Origin of the sequence: Pandoraea sp. PE-S2T-3 (assembly GCF_002179965.1) — a bacterium.
In the GTDB taxonomy this organism is placed as follows: domain Bacteria; phylum Pseudomonadota; class Gammaproteobacteria; order Burkholderiales; family Burkholderiaceae; genus Pandoraea.
Genome location: NZ_NGUQ01000035.1, coordinates 325,264 through 350,036, shown reverse-complemented (window position 1 = coordinate 350,036; position 24,773 = coordinate 325,264). Strand labels below are relative to the sequence as shown.

Below are 24,773 nucleotides of genomic sequence, written 5' to 3'. Positions count from 1 at the left end.
TTCCCGATGACTCTCGCCAGCGGCTCGCGAGCCCGGCATCGGAATGCGTTTGCCCATTGCCTCCCCCCAAGTCGGCTTGCCGGCACAGAAGGATGAATTGATGAACCAGATGAACCCCGCTTTCGTAATGCCGGACGTGCAGAGCAGCGTCGATACCCGGCAGATCCCGATTCAGCGCGTCGGTGTGCGCGGTGTGCGTCACCCGCTGTCGGTGCGTCTGGCCGGCGGTGACGTGCAGGCGAGCGTCGGCCTGTTCAATCTCGATGTGCATCTGCCTGCCGATCAGAAGGGCACGCACATGTCGCGCTTCGTCGCGTTGCTCGAAGAAAATCGTGCACCGCTCGATCTGGCGGCATTTCGCACGATGCTCGACAGCATGCTCGTCAAGCTGGAGGCCGAAGCCGGTCGCATCGAAGTGACGTTCCCGTATTTCATCAACAAGACGGCGCCGGTGTCCGGCGTGCAAAGTCTGATGGACTACGAGGTGACGCTCACGGGCGATGTGCGCAACGGCGTGTCGCGCATCTGGCTCAAGGTGCTGGTGCCGGTCACGAGCCTGTGCCCATGCTCGAAGAAGATCTCGCAATACGGTGCGCACAACCAGCGCTCGCACATCACGATCGATGCCGAACTTTCCGGTGACGTCGCGGTGGAAGAGTTGGTGCGGATGGCCGAAGAAGAAGCCTCTTGCGAACTGTGGGGCCTGCTGAAGCGTCCGGACGAGAAGTTTGTGACCGAGCGCGCGTACGAAAACCCGAAGTTCGTGGAAGATCTCGTGCGTGACGTGGCGACGCGTCTGAACAACGAGCCGCGCATCGTGGCGTACGTGCTTCAGGCGGAAAACTTCGAGTCGATCCACAATCACAGCGCCTATGCGGTGATCGAGCGCGACAAGCGCGCGACGGCATAAGCTGCTCCGGTCGAAAGCCATAAAAAAACCGCTCTTCGGAGCGGTTTTTCTTTGGACGCTGGCGGGCTGCCGATTCGAACGGGACCGAATCAGGCAGTGCGCACGATATCAGCCAGATCCCAACGCGGGCGCACGGTGTAAGCGTATTCGCTGTCGGCTTCGTCCGGCCAGTGCTTGAGGCGCATCGCCCCGGCAAACGCGATCATCGCGCCGTTATCGGTGCAAAACGCCAGATCGGGGTAGTGCACGCGATAACCGCGTCGCTTGGCGGCTTCGTTCAGCCCCTCGCGCAACTGCTTGTTCGCGCCGACACCGCCGGCGACCACCAGCGTTTTCATGCCAGTCTGCTTGAGCGCTGCCATCGACTTGGCGACGAGCACATCCACGATGGCATCGACGAAGCCGCGGGCGAGGTCCGACTTCTCTTGCTCGCAGACGTTGCCGCCAAGATTGCGCACTTGGGTGAGTACGGCGGTTTTCAGTCCGCTGAAGCTGAAGTCGAGATTGCCCGAGTGTTTCATCGGACGCGGCAGGTCAAAGCGCCCGGGCGTACCGAATTCGGCCAGCCGCGAAACAGCGGGGCCGCCCGGGTAACCGAGGCCGAGCAATTTGGCCGTCTTGTCGAAGGCTTCGCCTGCGGCGTCGTCGAGCGTCTCGCCGAGCATGGCGTATTGGCCAAACGCGCGCACTTCCATCAATTGCGTGTGACCGCCCGAGACGAGCAGCGCGACGAACGGGAAACCGGGCGCATCGGGTGCCAGCAGCGGCGAGAGCAGGTGGCCTTCCAGATGGTGGACGCCAACGACCGGCCGGTCGAGCGCAAACGCCAGCGCATTTGCCACGCTCGCGCCGACCAGCAGCGCGCCCGCGAGGCCGGGGCCTTGGGTATAGGCGATGGCGTCGACGGCGCTGAGCGGCTTGCCGGCTTGGGCGAGCACTTCTTCGGCCAGCGGCAGCGCACGCCGGATATGGTCGCGCGACGCCAGTTCGGGCACGACGCCGCCGTATTCGCGATGCATGGCGATCTGCGAATGCAGGGCGTGCGACAACAGACCGGCCTCGGTGTCGTAGAGGGCGAGTCCGGTTTCGTCGCAGGAGCTTTCAATGCCTAGAACCAGCATGGCGGGAGGAGAGGCGCGCGGCGTCTGTCAAAAAGGGGAACCGAGAAGTATACCAGTCACCCCCGCCGCCCGCCGGTTACAATGCGCGCCATGGAAAAGTTCGATGTAGCGATTGTGGGTGCCGGTGCTGCCGGCCTGATGTGCGCGGCCGCGGCCGGGCAACTCGGGCTGCGCGTCGTCCTCATCGATCATGCGACGCGTCTGGCGGAGAAGATCCGTATCTCGGGCGGCGGGCGCTGCAATTTCACCAATATCAACGCGGGGCCGGCCAATTACCTGTCGGACAATCCCCGCTTCTGCCGTTCGGCGCTGGCACGTTACACACCGCGCGATTTTCTGGATCTGCTCAAGCGCCACAAGATCGCGTGGCACGAGAAACATCGCGGGCAGCTGTTTTGCGACGAAAGCGCCGAGGACATCATCGAAATGCTCCGCAAGGAGTGTGCGGCGGGGCATGTGCACTGGCGCATGCCTTGTTCGGTGCATACCGTCGCGTATACCGACGCGGGTGGCGCTCACCCGTACCACTTGACGACAGATGCGGGTCATATCGCGGCAAAACGGCTCGTGATTGCCACGGGTGGCCTCTCGATCCCCAAGATCGGGGCAACCGATTGGGGCTATCGCATTGCCCGTCAGTTCGGTCTGGATGTCATCGAGCCGCGCCCGGCGCTGGTGCCGCTAGTGTTCGACGCTGCGACGTGGGCGCCGTTTGCTGGTCTGTCCGGGCTTTCGCTGGAAGTGGACGTTAGCACGGGGAAGGGCAAAGAAGCGGGCAGTTTTGTGGAAGATCTGCTCTTTACGCACCGAGGTCTGTCGGGGCCCGCGATCTTGCAGATCTCCAGCTTCTGGACGCCGGGGCAGCCCATTTCCCTGAATCTGGCGCCCGCGACGGACATCGAGGCGGCGCTTTTCGAGGCGAAAGCCAACTCGAAGCGGCACCTCGCGAATCTGCTCGCCCAGTGGGTGCCGGCACGGCTGGCCGACGCGTGGGTGGCCAATAGCGGGCTTTCGCCGCAGGCACGGGTGCAGGAGCTGTCGGACAAGGCGCTGCGCTCGCTCGCGGAGGCATTTTCCGGGTGGACGCTCAAGCCGTGCGGCTCGGAAGGCTGGCGCAAGGCGGAAGTGACGCGCGGCGGCGTGGACACACGTGCGCTGTCGTCGGCCACGCTAGAGGCACGGGCGCAGCCCGGCTTGCACTTCATCGGCGAAGTCGTCGACGTGACCGGCTGGCTGGGGGGATACAACTTCCAGTGGGCCTGGGCGTCCGCTGTCGCTTGCGCGCAGGCGATGTCCGAAAGCGTACGGGCGGCCTCTACCGGAGGTGACGCCCTGTCGTAGACGGCCCCTGGGTCGCCGTGATACGCTCTCTCCTTCGTGGAGACGGCGCTTTCCGACAGTCAGATCGTCCGTCGAACCCGTTCCGATGCCGCCGACGTGCGGCATCTGCGTCTCCATCGAGCCCGCTTGTGAATTGTCTTCCAAGCGGGTTTTTGTGTTCTTTACCACTGTTTGTGGCCAGCGCCAGCGTTTCGGCTGCGGCCGCAGGCGGTGTGTGCCAAGCCTTGCCGGCCGTCCTTTTCTTTAGGGCGGCATGCACTACACTGAAACGTATTCGAATTCCGGAATCCCAGCTCATGAGTCTGAAAGAACGCATTACCGAAGACATGAAGACGGCCATGCGTGCCAAAGCCGCCGAAAAACTGGGGACCATCCGCTTGCTGCTCGCCGCGATCAAACAGAAGGAAGTCGACGAGCGCATCTCGCTCGACGACACGGCGGTCGTGACCGTGATCGACAAACTCATCAAGCAACGCAAGGATTCCGTCAGCCAGTTCCAGGCCGCCGGCCGAACCGATCTGGCCGACAAGGAAGCCGCCGAAATCGAGGTGCTTCAGGTTTATATGCCGCAGCAACTCTCGGCAGAAGACGTGGCACAGGCCGTCAAGGCTGCCGTGGCGCAGACCGGCGCGGCGGGTCCGCAGGACATGGGCAAGGTGATGGGCGTGCTCAAGGGCCAACTGGCCGGGCGCGCCGACATGACGGCCGTGTCCGCGCAGGTCAAGGCTGCGCTGGCCGCGTAATCCGGATATGCGGTCTGGCGCCGTCGCTTTTGCGATGGTTCGCGACCGCGTTGCAATGGCATCTATCCAGTGATTCCCCAGTCGTTCTTGCAGGACTTGCTCAACCGCGTCGACATTGTCGAGGTGGTGGGTCGTTACGTGCAGTTGAAGAAGGGTGGGGCGAACTTCATGGGACTTTGTCCCTTTCATAATGAGAAGTCGCCCTCATTTACAGTCAGTCCGACCAAGCAGTTCTATCACTGCTTCGGGTGCGGCGCGCACGGCAGCGCGATCAGCTTCCTGATGGAGCATGCCGGCCTTGGTTTCGTCGAGGCCGTTGAAGAGTTGGCCCGCAATGTCGGGCTCGATGTACCCCGTGAGACGCCGCTGCCGGGCGCGCCCCCTGCGGCGCAGCAGCGGGCCCAGACCCTCGGTCTGGTGGATGTCATGACGCGCGCGTGCGACTACTACCGCAAGCAATTGCGTGGCGCACGTACGGCGATCGACTATTTGAAGGGACGTGGCCTGACGGGTGAAATTGCCGCTCATTTTGGTCTGGGGTACGCCCCGGAGGGCTGGCAGAACCTTGAGGCGGCGTTCCAGGACTACCGCGACGATCAGTTGCTCGAAGCCGGGCTGGTGATTGAAAGCGACAAGGGCGAGCCGGGCAGTACGAAGCGCCGTTACGACCGTTTTCGCGATCGGATCATGTTCCCGATCCGGAACACGAAGGGCCAGGTCATCGCCTTTGGCGGACGTGTGCTGGACAAGGGCGAGCCGAAATATCTGAATTCGCCGGAGACGCCGCTGTTCAGCAAGGGCAGCGAGTTGTACGGCCTGTTCGAGGCGCGCGTAGGGATTCGCGATGCGGGCTACGTGCTCGTGGTCGAGGGCTATATGGACGTGGTGGCGCTGGCGCAACTGGGCTTTCCCCAGGCGGTGGCGACGCTGGGAACGGCGTGTACGCCCATGCATGTACAGAAGCTGCTGCGCCAGACCGAGACGGTGGTGTTCAGCTTCGATGGCGATGCCGCTGGCCGCCGTGCGGCGCGACGTGCGCTCGAAGCGTGCCTGCCGCATGCCGACGACAACCGGAGTTTCAAGTTTTTGTTCTTGCCGACCGAACACGATCCGGACAGCTATGTGCGTGAAAACGGCGCTGACGCGTTTGCGGGCGAAGTCTCGCGCGCCATGCCGTTGTCGCAGTTCCTGATCGGTGAAGTCACGTCGGGCAAGGATATGCAGCAGCCGGAGGGCCGTGCACGGGCGCTGTTCGAAGCCAAGCCCCTGTTGCAGCAGCTTCCCGCGAACGCATTGCGCGGACAGATTCTGCATGCGCTGGCCGAGCGCGTCGGCAATTCCGTGGAGGAAGTGGCGGAATTGTGCGAATTGCAGGTGAGTGCTGCACGCCGCGCTAATGCTTGGGACAAAGCACCTGCCAAGCGTGAAAAACGACGCGTCGTAGGTACCGAGCACCGGGCCTTGCAGAACCTGCTGATGTTTCCGGCGCTTGGAAACGAATTGACCGAGGAAGAGACCAAGATATTGGCGGATGTCACCCAGCACGCGGAGATTTTCTCGGAAGTGCTCGGACATTGCCGTGAGTTGGGTGCGCAAGCTGAATTCCGATATCTGCACGATCGTCTGCGAGCTTCGCCGAATTGGGCTAGTTTTGATGACATCATCCGGGAAATCCTCTCGTTCGAGGAAAATGCCCGCGATCTGATGCTGTTCGACCCTGCCGACGAGGAGCAGGTCGAACGTCGTGAGGAACAAGTGTCGTTGCGCTTGACCGAACTGCGTAGCGCGATCCGGCGCATGCAGTACGAAAGTCTGTGTAGCGAACTCGAAACGATTTTCAAGCGGACGTCACTGACGCCCGATGAAATCCGCCACGCTCAGGCGGTGTCGCGGCAACGCGACGAACTGAAGCGGCTGCTGGCTCCGGTCGGCACAGGGGGCGCGCGAAGTTGAGGTAAGTCAGCGTGCTACAATAGAAGGTTTTCAGTGGGCTGTTTTCTGGCAAGCGAGATCGCTATGGCAAAGATGACAACGACCAGCGGAAAAAAGACGGTTATCCCTGCACCGAAGGCAAAGCGCGCGACAAGCGCGGCGGCGGCATCTGGTGGGAAGGGGGCGTCTCGCTCTGCGGAGGCTGGCGTTGCAGTAAAGGCCACAAAGGTATCGCAAGCCACGAAGAAGACAGCCAGCCAGGCAAGTTCGGCGAAACGTACTACGCAAGATAAGGCAGCCGCCGGCGCAAAACCAAAGACGACCGGCAAGACGGCTGCGAAGGTGACCGATGTCACCACGCGAAAGAGTGCGACCGCCGCAGGGGTGGGGGCTGCGAAATTGGCTAAGCCAGCAGCCAGGCCCACGGTGAAGTCAGCGCCGCCCGTCAAGGCGACGAAGGCGGCGACGAACCCGAAGGCGACGGCCGGCGAGAAACCGCAGGCCCGACAACCCGCTGAAAAAAGCGCGAAGAGCGCAATCACCGCCAAGGCAGCGACCTCGGCGGGCCGCAGTACACCTGCGACGCAGGCACCCAGCAAGACCGGTGCCTCCCGCAAACCCGAAGTTGTGGAAGTCACGACGGCAGAAGTTGCGTTGCGCGTCCCCAAGACGCGTGGCAAAGCCGCGAAGACTCCCGCTCCGGATGAGCAGAACGTCGCAGCGAATACTAACGATCAACCCGTGAACGAAGATCAGACCAAAGTGGAAAAGCAGAAGGCGCGAGATCGCCGGGCAAAAGAGAAAGCACTGCTCAAGGACGCATTTTCCTCGCACCAGCCCGGTACGGCGGAGGAACTTGAGGAACGTCGCGGCAAACTGAAGGCGCTGATCAAGCTGGGTAAGGAGCGTGGCTTCCTGACCTTCGCCGAAATCAACGACCACTTGCCGGACGAGCTGGTTGAGAGCGAGGCGCTTGAGGGCGTGATCGGCACGTTCAACGACATGGGCATTGCTGTGTATGAGCAAGCGCCTGATGCCGAAACGCTGTTGCTCAACGACAATGCACCGAACGCTGCTTCGGACGACGAAGTCGAGGAAGAGGCTGAGGCAGCCCTGTCGACCGTTGACTCCGAGTTTGGCCGCACGACGGACCCGGTTCGCATGTACATGCGCGAAATGGGCACGGTCGAGCTGCTGACGCGCGAGGGCGAAATCGAGATCGCCAAGCGTATTGAAGAAGGCCTGAAGCACATGGTGCAGGCCATTTCTGCGTGCCCGACGACGATCGCCGAAATTCTGGCGATGGCCGAAAAGGTCGAGCGTGAAGAAATGCGCATTGACGAAGTGGTCGATGGCCTGATCGATCCGAATGCAGACGCCGTTGCGGCGGCGGCTGCGGCTTCTGACGACGAAGACTTCGACGCTGACGCGGAAGAAGAAGAGGAAGCCGAAGAAGAGGCCGACGAGGAAGACGACAGCAGCAGCGGCGGCGGTGCTTCGGCAGCGCAGGTCGAGCAGCTCAAGCGTGACTCGCTGGCCAAGTTCGCCGCGATTGCCGATTGGTTCGGCAAGATGCGCCGTGCGTTCGAGAAGGAAGGTTATCAGTCGAAGCCGTACGTGAAGGCTGGCGAAGCCATCCAGGCCGAACTGATGACGATTCGCTTCACGGCGCGTACGGTCGAGCGTCTGTGCGACACGCTGCGTTCGCAAGTGGACGAAGTGCGCAACGTCGAGCGCGCGATTCTGTACATCGTGGTCGACAAGTGCGGCATGCCGCGCGCCGATTTCGTGGCTCGCTTCCCGGGCAACGAAACGAATCTCGACTGGATTTACACGGTCGTGGCCGACAACAAGGCGTACAGCACTGTGGTCGAGCGTAACGTGCCGGCCGTGCAGGAACTTCAGCAGAAGCTGATCGACCTTCAGGCGCGTGTGGTGTTGCCGTTGGCGGAGTTGAAGGACGTCAACCGCAAGATGTCGGAAGGCGAGCGTCGTGCGCGCAAGGCCAAGCGTGAAATGACCGAGGCAAACTTGCGTCTGGTGATTTCGATCGCGAAGAAGTACACGAACCGTGGTCTGCAATTCCTGGATCTGATTCAGGAAGGCAACATTGGCCTGATGAAGGCGGTGGACAAGTTCGAATACCGTCGCGGTTACAAGTTCTCGACGTATGCCACGTGGTGGATTCGTCAGGCCATTACGCGTTCGATTGCTGACCAGGCCCGTACCATCCGTATTCCGGTGCACATGATCGAAACGATCAACAAGATGAACCGGATTTCGCGTCAGATCTTGCAGGAAACCGGTGTTGAGCCGGATCCGGCAACGCTGGCCGAGAAGATGGAAATGCCGGAAGACAAGATCCGCAAGATCATGAAGATCGCGAAAGAGCCGATCTCCATGGAGACGCCGATCGGTGACGACGACGATTCGCACTTGGGCGATTTCATCGAAGATACCGGCACGGTGGCGCCTGCGGATGCGGCATTGCATGGTAGTATGCGCGACGTCGTGAAGGACGTGCTTGATTCGTTGACGCCGCGCGAGGCCAAGGTGCTGCGCATGCGTTTCGGTATCGAGATGAGCACGGATCACACGCTCGAGGAAGTGGGTAAGCAGTTCGACGTGACGCGTGAGCGTATTCGTCAGATTGAAGCCAAGGCGCTGCGCAAGCTGCGTCACCCGAGCCGCTCCGACAAGCTCAAGTCGTTCCTCGAAGGCAATTGATTGCTGCTGAGCGAGCGCCGGTAGTTAAGGGCCGTTAGCTCAGCGGTTAGAGCAGGGGACTCATAATCCCTTGGTCGCTGGTTCGAACCCAGCACGGCCTACCAAAGAAGTAAAAGAAAAGCCCTTGACGGTGACGTCAAGGGCTTTTTGCTTTTCAAGTCCGTCCCACCTATGCCCCGGAGGGACTCAACATGCCTCAGCGATCCACGGCCGCCTGAGGCGTATTGCGAAAGCTGATGGCCATGCGGTTGTACGCATTCATCAGGCTGATGGCGAGCGTCAGGTCGACCAGCTCACGCTCATTGAACACCTCACGTGCTTCGGCATACTGAGCATCCGGCACACCCGTTTGTGCGACGAGCGTGACCGATTCGGCCCACGACAGTGCCGCACGCTCGCGGGCGTCGAACAGATTGCCCGCTTCCCGCCATGCCTGCACCAGCGCGAGCTTTTCCACTTTCACCCCTTTCTTCAGCAGGTCTCGCGTGTGCATGTCGAGGCAGAACGCGCAGTTGTTGATCTGCGAAACACGCAAGTACACAAGCTCGACGAGTTCCGGTGGCAAGCTGGATTGCGTGACGTAGCCATAGACACCGCCGAGCGCTTTCGCACCACCGGGGGCCACTTGGTTGTAATCGAGCCGCTTACTCATGTGAGCCCTCCTTCGTAGCGCCTGCGGCAGGCAGCGGGGTGGTCAAGTCTTTGTCTTGCGTATCGACGACAAACACGGCGAGCAGCTTGGCGGGTTTCGTCTTGCTGGCGTTGCGGCTGACCCGGTGAATCGCGCCCGGGGTCTCAAAGAAGGTTTCGCCAGCACGATACACACGCTTGGGACCGTCATCGACCTGAGACTCGATCTCGCCCGAAACGACATAAGCATAGATAAACGCAGACTTCGCATGCGCATGCGGCAGTGAAGCGCCCCCGGGCGCGTAGTCGACGACCACGGCCTCAAGCGATTTACCGGGGACGTTCGGCAGCGCATGCGCGAAGTTAGGCGTAACGGTCTCACCGCTACTGTGGGCGTTCGATGCGCTATGAGCACTCGCCGGGGCCACCAGCGAAAGGTTGGCCGCGACCGCTGCTACAGCGACCGCGAGCGAGACGATGAGACGATGTTTCATGAGCACGTTCTCCTGTTTGCGTTCTGCTATTCTCGTGCCGGGTTGGGCCAACAGAAAACACCAAGAACCAACATTCTTGCTGTACCACCAGCCCTGCCGGGAGAGGCCAATGACGCTTCAGATTCAACTCGACCGCTCAGCAGCAACGCCACTGTCCGAGCAGATCCGGTTGGCGATCAGCGCTGCCATCGAGCGCGGCACGCTGGCGCCGGGGGCGCGTTTGCCGTCGTGGCTCGACCTTGCCGCACAGCTCGGCGTGGCGCGAGGCACGGTCAGGCTCGCCTATGACCGGCTGTCGGACGCGCAACTCATCACGGCGTCGCGCGCCGCAGGCACACGGGTGGCGGAGCGGCCGCCAAGCGGCAAGACGCTCAACACCGCTTACGATCCGAGCCCCTTCATGCGGACCTACGAAGGGCTCACTGCCGGGCCGGCCATCTTCCAGATGGGTGTCTCGGCCCAGCAGACGCTGCCGGCGAAGCTCTTCACCCACGTTCGTGCCTTTGCCCTTCGCGCCGAGTCCAGCCCCTCCGTCGTGTATCCGGACCCACGCGGTGAACCGAACCTGCGTCGGGAAATCGCGGCGTACGTCAGTCTTGCACGCGGCATCGCATGCTCGCCCGATCAGGTCATCGTCACGAGCGGATTCAGCGGCGGGCTGGGTCTCGCACTGCGAGTGCTGGGGCTGGAGGGGAAACAGGCATGGGTTGAGAATCCGGGCTTCCCGTTCGCCAGACACGGCCTGACGTTGGCCAATCTCAAACTCTGTCCCGTACCGGTCGACAACGAGGGAATCGACGTGGCCTACGGCATCGCCAACGCACCCGATGCGTCGCTGGTGCTGGTGACGCCCGGCCAACAAGCACCGCTAGGCCCGACGCTATCGTTGGCGCGACGTCTTCAACTGTTGGACTGGGCGATGAAAAACGACGCGTGGATCATCGAAGACGATTACCTCAGCGAGTTGCAGTTGAGCGCCCGTGCGGCACCCGCACTGGCGTCGCTGGACCGAGGCCAACGGGTGATTCATATTGGCTCGTTCAGCAAGACCATCAGCCCAGCGCTACGGTTGGGGTTCGTCGTCGTTCCGCCGCCGCTCGCCTCGAAGTTTGCCGAAGTCACCGCATGTCTGGCGCCTGCGCCTTGGCCGTCGGTGCAGCTCGCTGCCGCCAAGTTCATGGCGGAGGGCCACTATCTGCGGCATCTACGGCGGTTGAAGCGTCTATACTTCGCGCAACGCGCGGCGCTACTCCAGAGCCTCGAAACACACGAACTGGAAACCGTATCCGCCGGCCTTGCCGTATTGGTTCGCTTGCCCGATGGCGTGTCGGATGTCGACGTGGCGAGAGCGTTGCTGACCTACGGGCTGGGGCCGGCGGCCCTGTCGCCTTGGTACGTGACGCCCGAGACTGCCCGGTCTGGGCTATTGCTGGGCGTGGCCACCGCACCTGAGACCAACTTGGAAAGGTCCTCGGCGCGCCTCGCCGATGTCATACGCCGCCTGAGATGACTCATGCACACGAAAAAACTCGCGCTTCCCACGACGCAAACTTGGCATCTCGACGACGCGACGGCCGATATCTGGACACAAGCGGCCCATCTCGGACACAGAAAGAAATACGTCAAAGGCACCGTCATCTACCGGCAGGGAGAGCAGGGCTTCACCTTCTACTTCCTGCTCGCCGGGCGCGTGCAGGTCTCCATTTTTCAGCACGATGGTGCCGAGTTCATTCTTGAAGTCATGGGGCCGGGGTCGATGTTCGGTGAAAGCCCTGCGGTGGAGGGCGATAGCCGCATTGCCACCGCGATCACGGTCGAAGATGCCGAGCTCATCGAATTCGACATTCGCGCGATCTTTAACGCGATTCCAACGCGTCCCGAACTGGCCGTATCACTGATGCGCATCATTGCGCTCAAGCAACGCGTGCTTGCGTCACGCATTCAATATCTGGCGCTGCCCAAACCGGAAATGCGTATCGGCGAACTCCTCGCCCGCCTTGCCGACCTTTATGGCGAAGTGCACGACGGCCGCACGCTGATTTCGATTGCTCTGACCCACGAGCAGATCGCAGCGATGACCGGCGCGACGCGTGTCACCGTGACGCGCGCGTTAAAGCGCCTGACCGACCTTGGCGTGATCGAATTAAAACAACGCCGCATTTGGGTCATCGATCGCTCACGACTTCTCGGGTGATTTGGTAGCGCGATATACAGACTTGGCGTTTTCGCCTCGATAGAGTGATGTGCATGCAGTCCCTTGCGAATTGCCCATTCCCCTAACGATAAGGAATCACCATGAGCCATATCGAGCGCCTGCGCCTGCCTGAAGACGATGCCACGTTCGGCGGCAATCGTATCTTCGATCTGTTTCAATACTCCCCGGCGGTCACCGCCAACGGACTCGTGTTTATCGCGGGTCAAATCGGCCTGCGAGCCGACGGCACCATTCCCGAGTCACCGACGGAGCAAATCGACGCCGCGTTCAAGCGGATCGCTGCGGTACTGACTCAACTCGGCCTGGACTTCACCGACGTGGTCGAGTTGGTCTCATACCACACGGACCTGACGAGCCATCTGCCGGACTTCCGCGCGGTGAAGGCGCAATACATCCGCTCAGATTTCCCGGCATGGACCATTCTTGGCATCGCCGCGCTGGCTCGCCCCGAGCTGATCGTTGAAATCAAGGTCGTTGCCGCAACGCGCAAGGGCTGACATGAGCGACCCAGTCAAGACGGACGGTTTCGCGTTTGTCGAATTCGTTGCCGAGAATCCCCGAGGGCTCGTAGAGCTATTTCAGAACCTTGGTTTTCGCCTTCGCGGCAAGGCACAGGGTGACATCTATCTGATGACACAGGGGGCGGCGGCGTTCATCGTGAACGGGATGCCGAACCGCTTCCGCGAGACGCATGGCACGTCGGTGCGGGCCATCGGCATCCGTGTCAATGACGCAGCGCGAGCACAGTCACAAGCGTTCGCAGGCGGGGCTGAGGTGGCGCTGGCGAGCAAGGACGGCGCCTTCGTCGTCGATGCCCCGGCAATTCTCGGCATCGGGGACAGCCTGGTGTACTTCGTGGATTTCGACTTCCGGCAGGTATTCAACATCTCTGCCGAGGCATGGAATATCGCCGATGCCGGTGCCAGCATCGTGGCGGTGGACCACACGTCGAACATCGTGCATCCGGAGAACCTCGACCACTGGGCGAACTTCTATCGCGACACGTTTGGCTTTGCGGAGAAGCAATATCTGGAGGTCAGGGGACACATGTCGGGGATGCGCGCGCGCTCCATGGTTAGCCCGTGTGGCCGCGTGTCGATTCCGGTGGCAGCGGCGGCCCATGACAAGCCCGGGGTGCTGAACCAGAACGACGAGTTTATTCGTGACTATGGCGGGGAGGGCATCCAGCACATTGCGCTGTTGACCTCTGACATTGAAAACACGATCGGCAAGTTGAGTCAGGCGGGAATTGAGTTTATGCAGGCGCCTTCGCAGACGTATTACGCTGGCATTGCGACTCGCCTGCCCAATCACGGTCTGGACATTGAACGCCTTGCCGGCCGGGGTATTCTCGTCGACGGAAAGGGGCCCAAGCGCGTGCTTCTACAGCGTTTCACGAAACGGCAAATCGGCCCTGTCTTCTTCGAAATCATCGAGCGACGGGGCGAGGACGGGTTCGGCGAAGGCAATTTTAAAGCCTTGTTCGAATCGCAGGAGAATGACCAGCAGGAACGTGGTTTGAACGCCAGCGAAAGCGCGCGTATTTGAATCGAGGAGACATGACGATGTGGAAAATGACCCGGCTTTCATTCGTGATCGCCATCGCAAGCGCGGCATGTATTTCAAATGCCGGTGCGGCGGGGCACACAGGCTATTTGGGGCCGGCGGGCTCGTGGACACATCAGGCGTGTCTCGATCTTTATGGCGCTTCCGACTTGGTGCCACTTGCGCGCGATGAATTGTTCGCGCAATACCAGTCGGGTCAAGTGAGCCGTATTTGTGTGCCTGTGACGACGTCTGCCGTTGGCGTCACGCCGTACCTTGACGACGTTCTCGCATTGCCCGGTGTGCAGATTGTCGCGGAGTATCCCAAGATGCTCGGCTACAGTCTGCTCGCCAACCCGGGCACCAAACGCGAGGACATCAAACAGGTGCTGGCGCATCCCGTTGCGCTGGAAGAGGTCAAGCCCTGGCTGGACAAGGAAATGCCCGACGTCCAGCGTGTGCCGTCGGCAAGCGGCGGCGCAGCCGCGCAAACGGTTGCCAAGGGTGGACGCCATGATCAGGCGTCGATGGGGCCCAAGGTCGGCGGGGAAATCTATGGCCTTGTGGCGCTGGCGAATGGGATCGAAGAGGGGCCGCAAAACGTCACGCGATGGTGGGTCCTCGGCCGGGACATGCCGGCACCCACGGGTAACGACAAGACGTCGCTGCTTGTCGAGACATCCGACGCGCAGTTCTCAACGGTTCTCAAGGCCATTGGTGGGAGCGGCGTGAAGATTCTCGATATCTACGAGCGTCCGAGCAAGAAGACGCTGGACACCCATAAGTACGTCGTCGAAGTTGCCGGGCACGCAAAAGTGGGCGCACTCGCCACATTCCTGGCGGCGAATTCGAACATTCGTGTGCTCGGCTCCTACCCGCGAAAGTATTAAGCGGTAGCTGCGCGGGCATTGCCAGATGCCAGGGGCCGGTCAGAACCGATAGTTCGCCCGCAAACTACCTTGCTGCACCGATGCGCGCGACGTATTGAACACAGTGTCGTAGTTCAGGGAAATTTCCAGCGACTTCGTCAGATGCATCTTCGCCCCCGCGCCTGCCGTCAGATAGCCGCGGGGCAGGGATGCCCCCGGCGCGGCAAACAGCGTGCCGTCCGGCGACGTGACGACGAGCGCGCGGTTGGCGTCGAGCAGTTCGTGCGCATAGCCAACGCGCAGTTCTACGTCGACCGGGTTCAGGCTATCGCCGAAGGCCTTGCCCAACGTCACGCCGACATACGGCTGAAGGCTGTGCACGTTGTCCGTGCCAACGCTCAGATCTTTGCCGCTCGCACCGCTTTCCGCAAACCCGTTCGCATGGACGTAGGCATATCGCAGCCCGACACGTGGCGTCACCGTCACGCCAGCGAACGACATCGGCAGGCTGCCTTGCAAACCAAGGTTGACTTCCTGTCCCATGTGGTCGCCCTCGGCTGTCCCCTGCGCACCGAACGGCCGCTTTTGCGACAGGAACGCAAGACCGGCACCTACCGTCGCCGCCAAGTTGACCGGACCGACGTCGCGGCTGCCGTACAGCGATGCGCGAATGGTGTCGATCGTGCCGGTGTTGCCCGTGCTGTCCTCTTTGACGTCCGCGTGGGAGAACCCGCCCGCCACACCGACCGTGTACTCGCCCAGCCGCTGATCCAGCCCCGCGAGGAACCCGTATCGGTTGGCATTGAATCCCGGCTCGCCATTCGCGCCGCCCACCTTGGTTCGGCTCCCCGTGGCATCGATCCAGCCTTGCCGGTCTTGTCTATCACTCCCCGTCGTCCCGGGCGATGACAACCCCATTCGCCCCATCCGCTCCAGCAATGTCGATGCTTGTGCTTGCGCACCCAACACCGCCGTGGTGCCCAGTGCCGCGTAAATGCTTGTGCCCGTCGGCGCAATCACTACCGGTGTACCTGACGCAGCGGCCGCCAGCACCAGATCGACCGTGTTCGGTCCGTAAGCCAGCGACGATGTGAGGTTGCCGATATTGGCCGTGCCGGTGCCGGTCGTGTTGGCGAACGTGCCGCTCACGCCGTTCGCCGAGACCAGTGTGTAGGTCTTCGCGCTATAGGTGCCGGGATCGTAGGTGATCGCCAGCGTGCCGCCGAGCGTGGCGCTGCCGCTGACCTTGAGCATCGAGGCCGCCGTCGGACTGACTTCGATGGCGAGTGTGGCGCTGCTCGCCTGCACATAGTTGCCGGTGACCGACAACGTGCCGATGGAGCCACCCGGCGCGACCGTCCCGTTGTTCGTGACGTTGCCGGTAATCGAGCCATGGCCGCGAAGCGTGCCGGCCGTATCGACGAGCACATTGCCGCCGAGCACGGCCGCCGGTGTATTGATATCGCCAACTTCGAGCGTGCCACTGGCGATTCGGGTCGTGCCGGTGAACGCCGCGTTATTGCCGTTGAGCACGAGAGACCCGCTCCCTTGTGTCGTGAGCGTGCCGGTGCCGATCAAGCTGCCGCTGAAAGTGCCGCTGGGGTTCGTCAACGTCAGCGACGACGCGCCGATATTGACGCTGCCGGATCCCGACACGTTAGCAATCGAAATGGCGGCGCTCGTACCCGAGACGACCAGTGAGCCGAGCGCGACCACATTACCCAGCAGATTGCTGCTGAGGCCCGTGAGTACAAGCGTTGCCCCGCTGTTGATGAGCGTCGTGCCGGTATAGGTGTTGGTACCGCTCAGCGTTTCGGTGCCGCTGGCAATGGTCAGCCCGCCGCTGCCGGAAATCGTCCCGGAGAACGTGCCGCTCGCATTGGTCAGCGTGAGTGTCTGCGCGCCCAACAGGACGTTACCCGCGCCCGACAGGCTGATGATCGACGCACCGGCATTCGTGCCGGAGATATCGAAGGTGCCGTTGTTGAGCACGTTGCTCGAATTGGCGATGCTGCCGACCCCCGTCAAGGCCAGCGTGCTCCCGGTGATGGTCGTCTGACCCGTGTAGGTGTTCACGCCCGACAGCGTAAGGCTCACACCGTTGATGACCGCCAGCCCCCCGGCGCCGTCCAACACGCCCGCGTAGGTGTTCGCCGAACCCGTCGGCGCACTGTTGCCCACCGTGATCGAGTACCCCGCCGTGTTGACGACGGTGTCACTGGTACCGGCCAACGTGCATAACGTCCAATCTGCATAGAGTTTGACCAGCTCGCCGTTTCGGAGGACATACGAATAATTGCTGATGCCGCCGACCGGATCACCGCCCGGCGGGTAGGCCGGTTGCATGTAGCGGATCGTCGGATCGCACGCCGCCGAGGCGTGTCCCCACACACTGGCGAATGCGACGGCTGCGATGATCCTGAGGGGTGTTTTCATGCGGGAACGGGTCATTGTTCTTTATTTATCTCGATATATTTTTTTGTGACGACACGCCGAGTTGGCTGTCGACGGCGAATCTCAGCGTGCGATCCCGTGAATGGGCGTCATCGAGTTCATGTCAACGCAGGTGGTGCCTTCGCTTTGGGTCATCGGGATCGACTTCAATTCACCATCGCCCCGCCCGGTACGCTCGATACGCTCAACGACGAAACGCCGAATCAAATTCGATTTGTCTTTGGTCAGCGGGTAGTTCGCAGGCTTCGCGTTGGTGTAGTCGCGGTTGTCGACCCAGTTGTGGAACGCCATGGGTTGGTCGACTCTCAGCAAATGGGTCGCGACTGCGTTTCCATCGATGGCGTAGATCACTGCGTTGGCCGACCTTTGCGCATTGATCGGCATCGAAACCAGCATGACGGCGTATTGGTGAAAGCGGTCATAGATGCCATTCGCGGCGGCATCGGGCAATTTTGTCTGGCAGAACGCCCACTTGCCGGCAGCGTCCTTGCCGATGGTTTGTGCGTAGACACCTCTCGCCCCATCGGCCCCGGGCTGGCTGTATTCCATGAACCACGCCAGTTGCATGTCTGCGGGATTCATCGTCGTATTCCAGAAACCCCAACCGCGGCTGCCGCCTTGGTCACTGGTTTCGGCCTTGATGTCTGCCGTCATGCGCACAGCGAGCGAGCGCTGCAAAGAAAAGGGATTATTGAAGGCCGCATCGCGCACGGCTTTCCACGGCGACTCGGCATCGAACGCGGAGAACGCAAACGTGTTCTGGTTCAGACGCGGGACGGGTGCCGCACGCGTGATCCATGAGTTGGTAACGCCGGTCGGTGCCACGCTTGGCGTCTTCGGATCGCTTACCCGATACGGGTAAGGGAGACCGCAATTAAAAACGATCTGCGCATAAAGCGACCGGCCCCACGCGGTTTTCTTCAGGGAATCCAGGCTGCCGTCGTCGTAGCGCGGGCACGAGTTGTTGTACATCTCGGCATTGACGTAGGCCGTGTTGTCAGGCGAAGCGAGTGCGGTGAGCTTTACGCACGGGGTCGCAGCGGAACACGCGCCGTCTGCCGTCGTCACGTTGAAGCCGTGCGTCGCAGTGGAGTCCTCTCGCCAGAACCATGTGTTGAATGTGGCGGTATCGGTCGAGTAATCGTAGTTGTCCCGATACACCGTCGTCCATCCGCTGCCGACGGCAAAGCCGGATGGGATTCCCGTCAACGCAAACGTCAGCGCGAATGCGAATTTGCCTGCCAGTCCGGCATGTCTTGTTGTGTACCCCATTTGGCTCTCCCCGATTTGTGCGTCACTTTAGACGTTGCGTTGACGTCAGCACATGTCAGGTAAACGGCGAAAAAACTGGCCGCCTTTAGCCCTATTACTCGCCCGAAAAGCCGGAGAGATCGTGTTTTTACACTCCGAAAAGCCGAAGGGATCAAAGTTCCGAGGGCAGAATGCCGTGGTGCTTTTTGAAGGCGGCAGAGAATTTGCTCGGGTTGTCGTAGCCGAGCCTTGACGAGAGTTCTTTGACCAATAGCTGCTTGTCCGCCAGCAATGTGCGCGCCAGCATCATTTGCTGGGCTTGGAAGTATTGATAAACGGGCGCACCAAACTGATTTTTGAATTCGTCCTTGAGCCGGGTTTTGGAGATTTCGAATTTTTCGGCGAGAAAGTCCAGCCCCGGAAATTTCTCCAGCAGGTGGTTGTCGAGATAGTTGGCGACACGATGCGTCGTGAATCGGTCCGCGTGGTCGACGGGCAGATGATTCCCCACGACATCTTGCGCTTTGCATAGCCGCAGAAAATCGATGATCAGATTCAGGACAGAGAGTTTTATTTTCAGCAGGTCGGGCCGTTGCGTCTCGACACCTATCTGGGTCAACTGATCGAACAAGGCGAAATGTTCGAGCGGCACCTCTCGTTCCGCGAGTGGCCAAAGCAGGTAATCGGCATCCGACTCGATGAACCGGTCAAGACTGGCCTCGGCAAAAAGCTCACTCGGAATCAGGTTCTTTTGCAGCCATCGCTCGTTGAAGAAGAGGGTGATGAAACGGCTGTCGTCCCCTTTGAAGTTCACCGAGCAGTTCCGCACGAAGGGCTTGAAGAACGTCCAGCTGTATTTGGGGAACAGCACCTCGCCCTCGTGAAACTTACGGTACGTGCGCACGACGTTGCTGATGTTGTTCAGACTCAGCATGTAGTAGTCATTATTCTCGGCGTCGTCGTGAATCAAATCGAAGGCCACATTGGCCTTGTACCGCATCTTCGAATAAATCAGCCAGAACCCGTCTTCCAGTTCGCGATAGTGGAGTTGCCCCTCCATTAACGGGGTCGCGGTCAGCAAGTATTGCTGGCTCACCGAGTGCGTGACGAACGGCAGCCCCTTGAAACTGTCGACCAGCTTGTCGGGCGCCTTGCCACTGTAGGGAAAGTGGTAGAACCCTTTGCTGTAGGTGAAGTAGTACTTTTGGAACTGGCGGAACCAGAGTTTTAATTTGCCCGAGAGCATGCTGTTTTCCAGTCAATTCAATGGGGCGGCTAAAGGCTCGATTGTAATAGCTGGGATACGCGCTTTCGAAAAGATGTAGCCGCAGCGTCATAAGCATTCCACAAGCGATTCGTTCCCCTCGCGGCGGTGGCCGATTAGTCTGGACGGCACACTCAACTTCGATGGATTCGCCATGTCTGCCCACTTCTCCGCGGCTCGCCGCCGTTTGCTGACGACCGGCGCTGCGGCGCTTGCCTATGCCGCTGCCGCCCCGATCGCCTCCGCACAATCGGGGGCGCCGGGGGCCGCAGGCGCGACCGGTGGTCGAGTGCTTCGTATCGGCAATCAGAAGGGGCTGCTTACGCTGCTCAAGGGGCGCGGCACGCTGGAAAAGCGGCTGGCGCCGCTGGGCGTTCACGTGACATGGACCGAATTCCCGTCGGGGCCGCCGCAGCTCGAAGCGCTCAACGTCGGGTCGATCGATTTTGGTGATGTCGGCGAAGCCCCGCCGGTATTTGCCCTCGCGGCCGGGGCGCCGTTCGTCTATTTCGGGCAGGGCGCCCAGCGGCCCAACGGCGAAGGGTTGCTTGTGCCGAAGGCCTCGCCGATTACGTCGTTTGCGCAGTTGAAAGGCAAGCGCGTCGGGTTCACCAAGGGCTCGAACACGCACTATCTGTATGTACGCTTGTTGCAACAGGCGAACCTCAAGCCGCAGGACGTCACGCCGGTGTTCCTGCAACCTGCCGATGCGCGCGCGGCGTTTGAGCGTGGTGCTATCGACGCGTGGCTGATATGGGACCCCTTCCTCGCGGTCGCGCAGAAGTCGCTCGACGCGCGTCTCGTGGCCGATGGCACGGGCCTCGTTGGCAATCGCCTGTACTTCTTCACGTCGCGCACCTACGTTCAACACAACGAGGACGTCTTGCGCGTGGTCATCGAAGAACTCAACAGCGTCGACAAATGGGTCGAGGCGAATCGTGCGGCGGCCGCATCCGAATATGCGCAGTTGTGGGGTGTGCCGCGCGATGCGGTCGAGTTGGTGCTGTCGCGCCAGCGCTTCGGCATCGAGCGGATCACGCGTGCCACGCTGGCCGAACAGCAGCAGATCGCCGACGCGTTCCTTGAGCTCAATCTGCTGCCCAAGCGCATCGACGTCGCACAAGCCGCACCGCCGTCATTGGGGTGATCAGGCGGGCTGCTGCTGCGTCGTGCAGTGAATACCGCCGCCGCCCCCTGCAATGCCGTCGATATTGATCTGCACGATCTCTCGCTTCGGGAACAGATCGCGCAGCTTGTCGCGCGTGCTCTTGTCGGTCTGACTGTCGCCGAACTGGGGCACGATCACCGCGCCATTGCACACGTAGAAGTTGACGTAGCCGGCGGCAAACTCGTCCGACTCATACGTGCTGCGCACGCTGTTCGGGCCGGGCAGCACGACGACTTGCAGCTTGCGGCCTGCGGCATCCGACGCCTGTCGCAGAATGTCGAGGTGGCGCACGGTCACCGCATGGTCGTAGGAACTCGTATCGCTCTCCATATGGGCGATCACCACCCCCGGGCGGGCGAATCGTGCGTAGAAATCGGTGTGGCCGTCGGTAATGTCCTTGCCCGCGATCCCCGGTAACCAGATGATCTTGCGCAGGCCCAATAGCCGCTTCAGTTCCAACTCGCATGCCGCCTTGTCGACGCCGGGGTTGCGGTTGCGATTGAGCACGCAACTCTCGGTGATGATGGCGGTGCCTTCGCCGTCGACCTCGATGCCACCGCCTTCGAGCACCAGACGTGAGCCCAACAGGCGCACACCGGCTTCCTGTGCGACAAACGCGGCAACCTTTGCATCGTCGGCATGCGCCTGCTTCTTCCCCCAACCGTTGAAGTTGAAGTTGATGCCTGCCTTTTCTCCGTTGCGCCCCCGGACAAACACGGGCCCGGTGTCACGTATCCACAAATCGTCGATCGGCTGCACGATCAGGTTCACCGCGTCGCCGCATTTGCGTTGGGCCACGTCGTAGTCTTCCTCGCGCACGAGCATATTGACCGGCTCGAAATCGCCAATCGCCTGAGCGATCCGCGCTAACCCGTCTTGAGCCGCCTGCTGCATGCGGCGCCCCCAGATGTCCTCGCTCGGCCCGAAGGCCATCCACGTGGCTGTGTGACGTTCGCCTTCGTCCGGCATCGTCCACGACAACGCATTGCCGTCCGGCGCGCCAGCGGCGAAGGCGCTACGGGCCAACCCGCCGGTGACGGCACCACTCACCAGTGCGGCGCCCGAGGCCATCAATCCGCGCTTCAGAAAACGACGTCTTGCTTGCATATCTCCATCCTGTCGATGCATTCCCGCACGAGATTACGCCATCGAGGGATCGCCGGTGCGTCGGCAAATCAGGCAGTTGACGCAGTTTGCGTCATCTATTCGATAATAAAAAGCGAGGTTTATTGCTATGATTAATCAACTTTCCTCATATCTTGGTGGGCATCGATGACTCGGCAGCGTATTCCTTCGCTCAAATTGCTGATGGGCTTCGAGGCGGCGGCCCGCCACGGCAATTTCTCTCGGGCGGCCGACGAGTTGCATATTTCGCAGTCGGCCGTCAGCCATCAGGTGCAGCAACTGGAGGCGGAAATCGGTCAGCCGTTATTTCGCCGCGTCGGGCGAGGCGTGGAATTGACGGTCGCAGGCGAAGTGCTCCAGCGCAGCGTGCAACGCTCGGTCGACACGTTGCGGAATGGGCTCGGCCGCATCGCGACCTATCTCGACCCCGGCCTCGTCGCCATCGCGGGCCCGGCGTCATTGCTGCATGGCTGGCTGAGTCCGCGCATCGAGCAACTTCAGGCGAGCAGCCCGGCACTGTGTCCGATGTTATCGACCGACGAAGCGGCGCGGTTCATCGACGAGACGGACATCGACATTGCCATCAGCGACCGGCCGCTTCAGCAAACCGGGCTGTTGGAAATACCGTTCCTGCAAGACGAGTGGGTCATCGTCGCCGAGCGAGACTTGGCAGAACGACTGGCAGGCATCCCCCACGATCAGCATCCCGCGCACGCTTCGCTGATCTGTCTGGAAGAGAGCTTCACGCGTGACGAAACGGCGGCGCTGTTTCGCGATGCGCTGGCGCCGTTTCGCAAGCGCGCCATCTATGACGACGAACGTCTCCTGCTCGATGCCACGTTGCGCGGGCAGGGCATCGCGTGCATCTCGCGATTGCTGGCGGACGAAAGCCTGAAACAAGACCGCCTGCGCGTGCTTCCCGGCTATCCCCGCATAGCAGGGCGCACATGGTGGGTGTCGCGCGTCGAGGGCGAGCCGCGCTCGGCATTCGTGACGGAAGTCTTCGACTGGCTGATCGCGCAAGCCGCATAACGTCTGACGGGAAATAGAAAACCGGCACCCCGCCAGCGAATGGCGGAAGTGCCGGTTTTAAAACAACGACGATTTCGATGCGCGCTTTAAGGGCGCGGCGGGAACTCGCCGTTTTTAATCGCGATACAGAAGTTCAACGGCAGATACGGTTGCATGTTGTTGTGCGCACCGCCTGTGCAGGCGGGGCCGACCGTCAACGGCGAGAGCGATACGAGCGACAGATCCGACGTGTTCTCGCGATACGCGTTGTTGCCGCCGACAACAAAGCGGGCGGGCAGCTTGTCGCTGGCCGAGTCGCCTGCCGGACGCGTGGAGTTCACATAGGCCGTATGCGTGTGCAGCGGCATGTGCTGGTCTTGGAGCGTCACCGTCGGACTCCCCTCCACCTTGCCTATCTGGGCCGCCTCCGTGGTTCCCCGCGATACCAATCCACGCAGATCCGGCACCGCGAACGTGGTCCTGCCGTCGCCGCCGTACGTCGTGCCAATTACGGCATAGAGCTCGGGGAAGAAGCGAATCTGAAGGATCGTTCCGTCGCAGACAGCCCAGTCGACCGGCGCATAGTTGAAGGCGTAGAGCCGAATTTCGCCAATGTAGTAATCGTCCATGGAGCTCTCTGGTCAGCCTTGCGATGGGTAGAGGCCGGAGACGCAGATGATGTAGTTCATCGACGCCGTGGGCATGACGTTGGGGTGCGCAGTGGGCTGAGCATTGCCGGCCGGTGCAATGGCGGGCGCCGCCAGTGCTGCCTTGGTGGGTGCGGAACGTACCCCCGAGTCATAAAACACCGAACTGGTTTTAGCGAGCGTTACGCCCGGGCCCGGCGTGGGCGTCGTGGCGTCGGCCGTCGAGGCGTTGATCGTATGCAAGTGGCCCGGCACGTCCGACGGCTGGAGCGCGACCGTGTCGCTGCCGACCTGTTGGCCGATGAGCCGCTGCGTGGCTCCGGGCGCTTGTCCCGCGCCGATGGGCACCCGCAGTCGCAGGTCGGGCAGCCGGAAGGTGCTTCTGCCGTCGCCGCCGTACGTCGTACCGATCAGCGAGAACAGCACCTCGTAATCGGAAGCGATGTTGAGGAGTTCCCCGTTGCAAAACTTCCACCCCTGCGGGGCGTAGTTGCCGGCGAACATGCGAATTTCACCAATGTAGGCTTCCATGTCCGGCTCCTAGGGGCGTGGCGGGTAGAGGCCGCCCTGAACACAAATGATGTAGTTCAGGACCAGCGAGGATTGCATGTTGTTGTGGCCGGTGGCATCGCTCGTCGCGCCACTTGCTTCGGGCGACTCGGCTGTCAGCGTTTGCGCCGATACCGGGCCATAAAGGGCGGTGCCATCTACGGTCGGTGCGCCCGGCTGCGAGATCACACTCTTGGCGAGCAGACGGTCTTTGCCGGTACCGGCGAGCGGCTGCGTGGCGTCGTTGGTCGCCGCACGAAACTCATGCGAATGCGTGGGCACCTGCTGCGCATTGAGCGCCACCGTTTCGGTACCCCCGGGCAGGCCTTGGTTGTACGTCCCTGGCAGCCGATGCATCGCGACGCGCCCACGCAGGTCCGGCAGCCCGAAGGTGACTCGGCCGTCGCCACCGTATTGCGTGCCAAGCAGGGAGAACAGCACCTGATTGATATTCACGTTGAGCATGCGCCCGTCACACGGTAGCCAGCCCCTTGGTACGACCGGAAAAGCACACAAACGTATTTCCCCGAGATATGAGTCCATCCGTTTCTTCCTGGTTAAGTGGCGACGCCACGATCTTCGAATTCTTATAGGCGCGCATTTTGCCACCGACATATTTCATTTCAAATATATTTCGGCTCCCTTATTAAATTTCGATGAGTAAAACGATTGTTTGGAAATGCCTGATTTTTAATAAAAAAGACATCGGTGTATTGGTGAATACCCTTGTCTCATTGAGGCAGGTTAGGTTTGCAGAGAATCGTGCTTGACGCGCAA

General features: G+C 61.2%; 23 protein-coding genes and 1 tRNA gene. 13 read left to right on the top strand and 11 right to left on the bottom strand.

Annotation, left to right across the window (positions count from 1 at the left end):
- Positions 1-100 precede the first annotated feature (100 nt).
- The gene (gene folE2 / locus CDV46_RS22005; RefSeq protein WP_087687234.1) at positions 101-910 is read left to right on the top strand and encodes a GTP cyclohydrolase FolE2; all 810 of its coding nucleotides are present in this window, start codon (positions 101-103) and stop codon (positions 908-910) included.
- An 89-nt stretch (positions 911-999) separates the two neighbouring features.
- On the opposite strand, the gene tsaD is transcribed toward folE2, so the two are convergent.
- Positions 1,000-2,031: a tRNA (adenosine(37)-N6)-threonylcarbamoyltransferase complex transferase subunit TsaD gene (gene tsaD, locus CDV46_RS22000; protein WP_087686875.1), complete on the bottom strand. Its 1,032-nt coding sequence runs from the start codon at positions 2,029-2,031 to the stop codon at positions 1,000-1,002.
- A gap of 81 nt (positions 2,032-2,112) precedes the next feature.
- Here tsaD and CDV46_RS21995 point away from each other — a divergent pair, with 81 nt between their 5' ends.
- The 3 genes from CDV46_RS21995 to dnaG all read left to right on the top strand — a co-directional run bounded on the left by CDV46_RS21995 (position 2,113) and on the right by dnaG (position 6,068).
- On the top strand, positions 2,113-3,372 hold the full coding sequence (locus tag CDV46_RS21995) for an NAD(P)/FAD-dependent oxidoreductase (RefSeq protein ID WP_087686876.1): 1,260 nt from the start codon (positions 2,113-2,115) through the stop codon (positions 3,370-3,372).
- A 296-nt stretch (positions 3,373-3,668) separates the two neighbouring features.
- On the top strand, positions 3,669-4,115 hold the full coding sequence (locus CDV46_RS21990) for a GatB/YqeY domain-containing protein (protein ID WP_058377972.1): 447 nt from the start codon (positions 3,669-3,671) through the stop codon (positions 4,113-4,115).
- A 69-nt stretch (positions 4,116-4,184) separates the two neighbouring features.
- Positions 4,185-6,068, top strand: coding sequence for a DNA primase (gene dnaG, locus CDV46_RS21985; RefSeq protein WP_087686877.1), 1,884 nt, complete (start codon positions 4,185-4,187; stop codon positions 6,066-6,068).
- Between the two features lie 14 nt (positions 6,069-6,082).
- Here the strand turns inward: dnaG and CDV46_RS27725 are convergent, their stop codons facing one another.
- On the bottom strand, positions 6,083-6,646 hold the full coding sequence (locus tag CDV46_RS27725; RefSeq protein WP_249277403.1) for a hypothetical protein: 564 nt from the start codon (positions 6,644-6,646) through the stop codon (positions 6,083-6,085).
- A 28-nt stretch (positions 6,647-6,674) separates the two neighbouring features.
- Here CDV46_RS27725 and rpoD point away from each other — a divergent pair, with 28 nt between their 5' ends.
- Both rpoD and CDV46_RS21975 read left to right on the top strand, forming a co-directional pair.
- Positions 6,675-8,774: an RNA polymerase sigma factor RpoD gene (rpoD, locus tag CDV46_RS21980; RefSeq protein WP_441339351.1), complete on the top strand. Its 2,100-nt coding sequence runs from the start codon at positions 6,675-6,677 to the stop codon at positions 8,772-8,774.
- Positions 8,775-8,802: 28 nt separating this feature from the next.
- A tRNA-Ile gene (locus CDV46_RS21975) sits at positions 8,803-8,878 on the top strand.
- Positions 8,879-8,970: 92 nt separating this feature from the next.
- Here the strand turns inward: CDV46_RS21975 and CDV46_RS21970 are convergent.
- Both CDV46_RS21970 and CDV46_RS21965 read right to left on the bottom strand, forming a co-directional pair.
- Positions 8,971-9,426 (bottom strand): carboxymuconolactone decarboxylase family protein, encoded by a 456-nt coding sequence (locus tag CDV46_RS21970; RefSeq protein WP_087724972.1) that lies wholly within the window; start codon positions 9,424-9,426, stop codon positions 8,971-8,973.
- Positions 9,419-9,898 carry a cupin domain-containing protein gene (locus CDV46_RS21965; RefSeq protein WP_087724970.1) on the bottom strand — a complete coding sequence of 160 codons (480 nt, stop codon included), beginning with the start codon at positions 9,896-9,898 and terminating at the stop codon, positions 9,419-9,421. Before CDV46_RS21965 ends, CDV46_RS21970 begins: the two co-directional genes overlap by 8 nt.
- 109 nt (positions 9,899-10,007) lie before the next feature.
- On the opposite strand from CDV46_RS21965, the gene pdxR reads away from it, so the two are divergent.
- The 5 genes from pdxR to CDV46_RS21940 all read left to right on the top strand — a co-directional run bounded on the left by pdxR (position 10,008) and on the right by CDV46_RS21940 (position 14,548).
- Positions 10,008-11,408 carry a MocR-like pyridoxine biosynthesis transcription factor PdxR gene (gene pdxR, locus CDV46_RS21960; RefSeq protein WP_087724968.1) on the top strand — a complete coding sequence of 467 codons (1,401 nt, stop codon included), beginning with the start codon at positions 10,008-10,010 and terminating at the stop codon, positions 11,406-11,408.
- A 3-nt stretch (positions 11,409-11,411) separates the two neighbouring features.
- Positions 11,412-12,092: a Crp/Fnr family transcriptional regulator gene (locus CDV46_RS21955; RefSeq protein ID WP_087724966.1), complete on the top strand. Its 681-nt coding sequence runs from the start codon at positions 11,412-11,414 to the stop codon at positions 12,090-12,092.
- A 101-nt stretch (positions 12,093-12,193) separates the two neighbouring features.
- Positions 12,194-12,610 carry a RidA family protein gene (locus tag CDV46_RS21950; RefSeq protein WP_087724964.1) on the top strand — a complete coding sequence of 139 codons (417 nt, stop codon included), beginning with the start codon at positions 12,194-12,196 and terminating at the stop codon, positions 12,608-12,610.
- Between the two features lies 1 nt (position 12,611).
- On the top strand, positions 12,612-13,661 hold the full coding sequence (locus CDV46_RS21945; protein ID WP_087724962.1) for a 4-hydroxyphenylpyruvate dioxygenase family protein: 1,050 nt from the start codon (positions 12,612-12,614) through the stop codon (positions 13,659-13,661).
- Between the two features lie 17 nt (positions 13,662-13,678).
- Positions 13,679-14,548: a prephenate dehydratase gene (locus CDV46_RS21940; RefSeq protein WP_441339350.1), complete on the top strand. Its 870-nt coding sequence runs from the start codon at positions 13,679-13,681 to the stop codon at positions 14,546-14,548.
- A gap of 39 nt (positions 14,549-14,587) precedes the next feature.
- Here the strand turns inward: CDV46_RS21940 and CDV46_RS21935 are convergent, their stop codons facing one another.
- The 3 genes from CDV46_RS21935 to CDV46_RS21925 form a co-directional block, all read right to left on the bottom strand.
- Positions 14,588-16,963, bottom strand: a complete 2,376-nt coding sequence (locus CDV46_RS21935; RefSeq protein WP_176399152.1) for an autotransporter outer membrane beta-barrel domain-containing protein — start codon at positions 16,961-16,963, stop codon at positions 14,588-14,590.
- Positions 16,964-17,044: 81 nt separating this feature from the next.
- Positions 17,045-18,253: a hypothetical protein gene (locus CDV46_RS21930; protein WP_087724958.1), complete on the bottom strand. Its 1,209-nt coding sequence runs from the start codon at positions 18,251-18,253 to the stop codon at positions 17,045-17,047.
- 151 nt (positions 18,254-18,404) lie between these two features.
- The gene (locus tag CDV46_RS21925; RefSeq protein WP_087724956.1) at positions 18,405-19,478 is read right to left on the bottom strand and encodes a helix-turn-helix domain-containing protein; all 1,074 of its coding nucleotides are present in this window, start codon (positions 19,476-19,478) and stop codon (positions 18,405-18,407) included.
- A 172-nt stretch (positions 19,479-19,650) separates the two neighbouring features.
- On the opposite strand from CDV46_RS21925, the gene CDV46_RS21920 reads away from it, so the two are divergent.
- On the top strand, positions 19,651-20,643 hold the full coding sequence (locus tag CDV46_RS21920; RefSeq protein WP_087724955.1) for a sulfonate ABC transporter substrate-binding protein: 993 nt from the start codon (positions 19,651-19,653) through the stop codon (positions 20,641-20,643).
- On the opposite strand, the gene CDV46_RS21915 is transcribed toward CDV46_RS21920, so the two are convergent.
- Positions 20,644-21,771 carry an agmatine deiminase family protein gene (locus tag CDV46_RS21915; RefSeq protein WP_087724953.1) on the bottom strand — a complete coding sequence of 376 codons (1,128 nt, stop codon included), beginning with the start codon at positions 21,769-21,771 and terminating at the stop codon, positions 20,644-20,646.
- Positions 21,772-21,936: 165 nt separating this feature from the next.
- On the opposite strand from CDV46_RS21915, the gene CDV46_RS21910 reads away from it, so the two are divergent.
- Positions 21,937-22,821, top strand: coding sequence for a LysR family transcriptional regulator (locus CDV46_RS21910; RefSeq protein ID WP_087724951.1), 885 nt, complete (start codon positions 21,937-21,939; stop codon positions 22,819-22,821).
- Positions 22,822-22,907: 86 nt separating this feature from the next.
- On the opposite strand, the gene CDV46_RS21905 is transcribed toward CDV46_RS21910, so the two are convergent.
- The 3 genes from CDV46_RS21905 to CDV46_RS21895 are packed head-to-tail and all read right to left on the bottom strand — an operon-like array spanning position 22,908 to position 24,539.
- Positions 22,908-23,429, bottom strand: coding sequence for a phage tail protein (locus CDV46_RS21905; RefSeq protein WP_087724949.1), 522 nt, complete (start codon positions 23,427-23,429; stop codon positions 22,908-22,910).
- Positions 23,430-23,441: 12 nt separating this feature from the next.
- Positions 23,442-23,978 carry a phage tail protein gene (locus CDV46_RS21900; RefSeq protein WP_087724947.1) on the bottom strand — a complete coding sequence of 179 codons (537 nt, stop codon included), beginning with the start codon at positions 23,976-23,978 and terminating at the stop codon, positions 23,442-23,444.
- A 9-nt stretch (positions 23,979-23,987) separates the two neighbouring features.
- Entirely contained in the window at positions 23,988-24,539 is a 552-nt protein-coding gene (locus tag CDV46_RS21895) for a phage tail protein (RefSeq protein ID WP_087724945.1), read from the bottom strand.
- Positions 24,540-24,773: the final 234 nt, after the last annotated feature.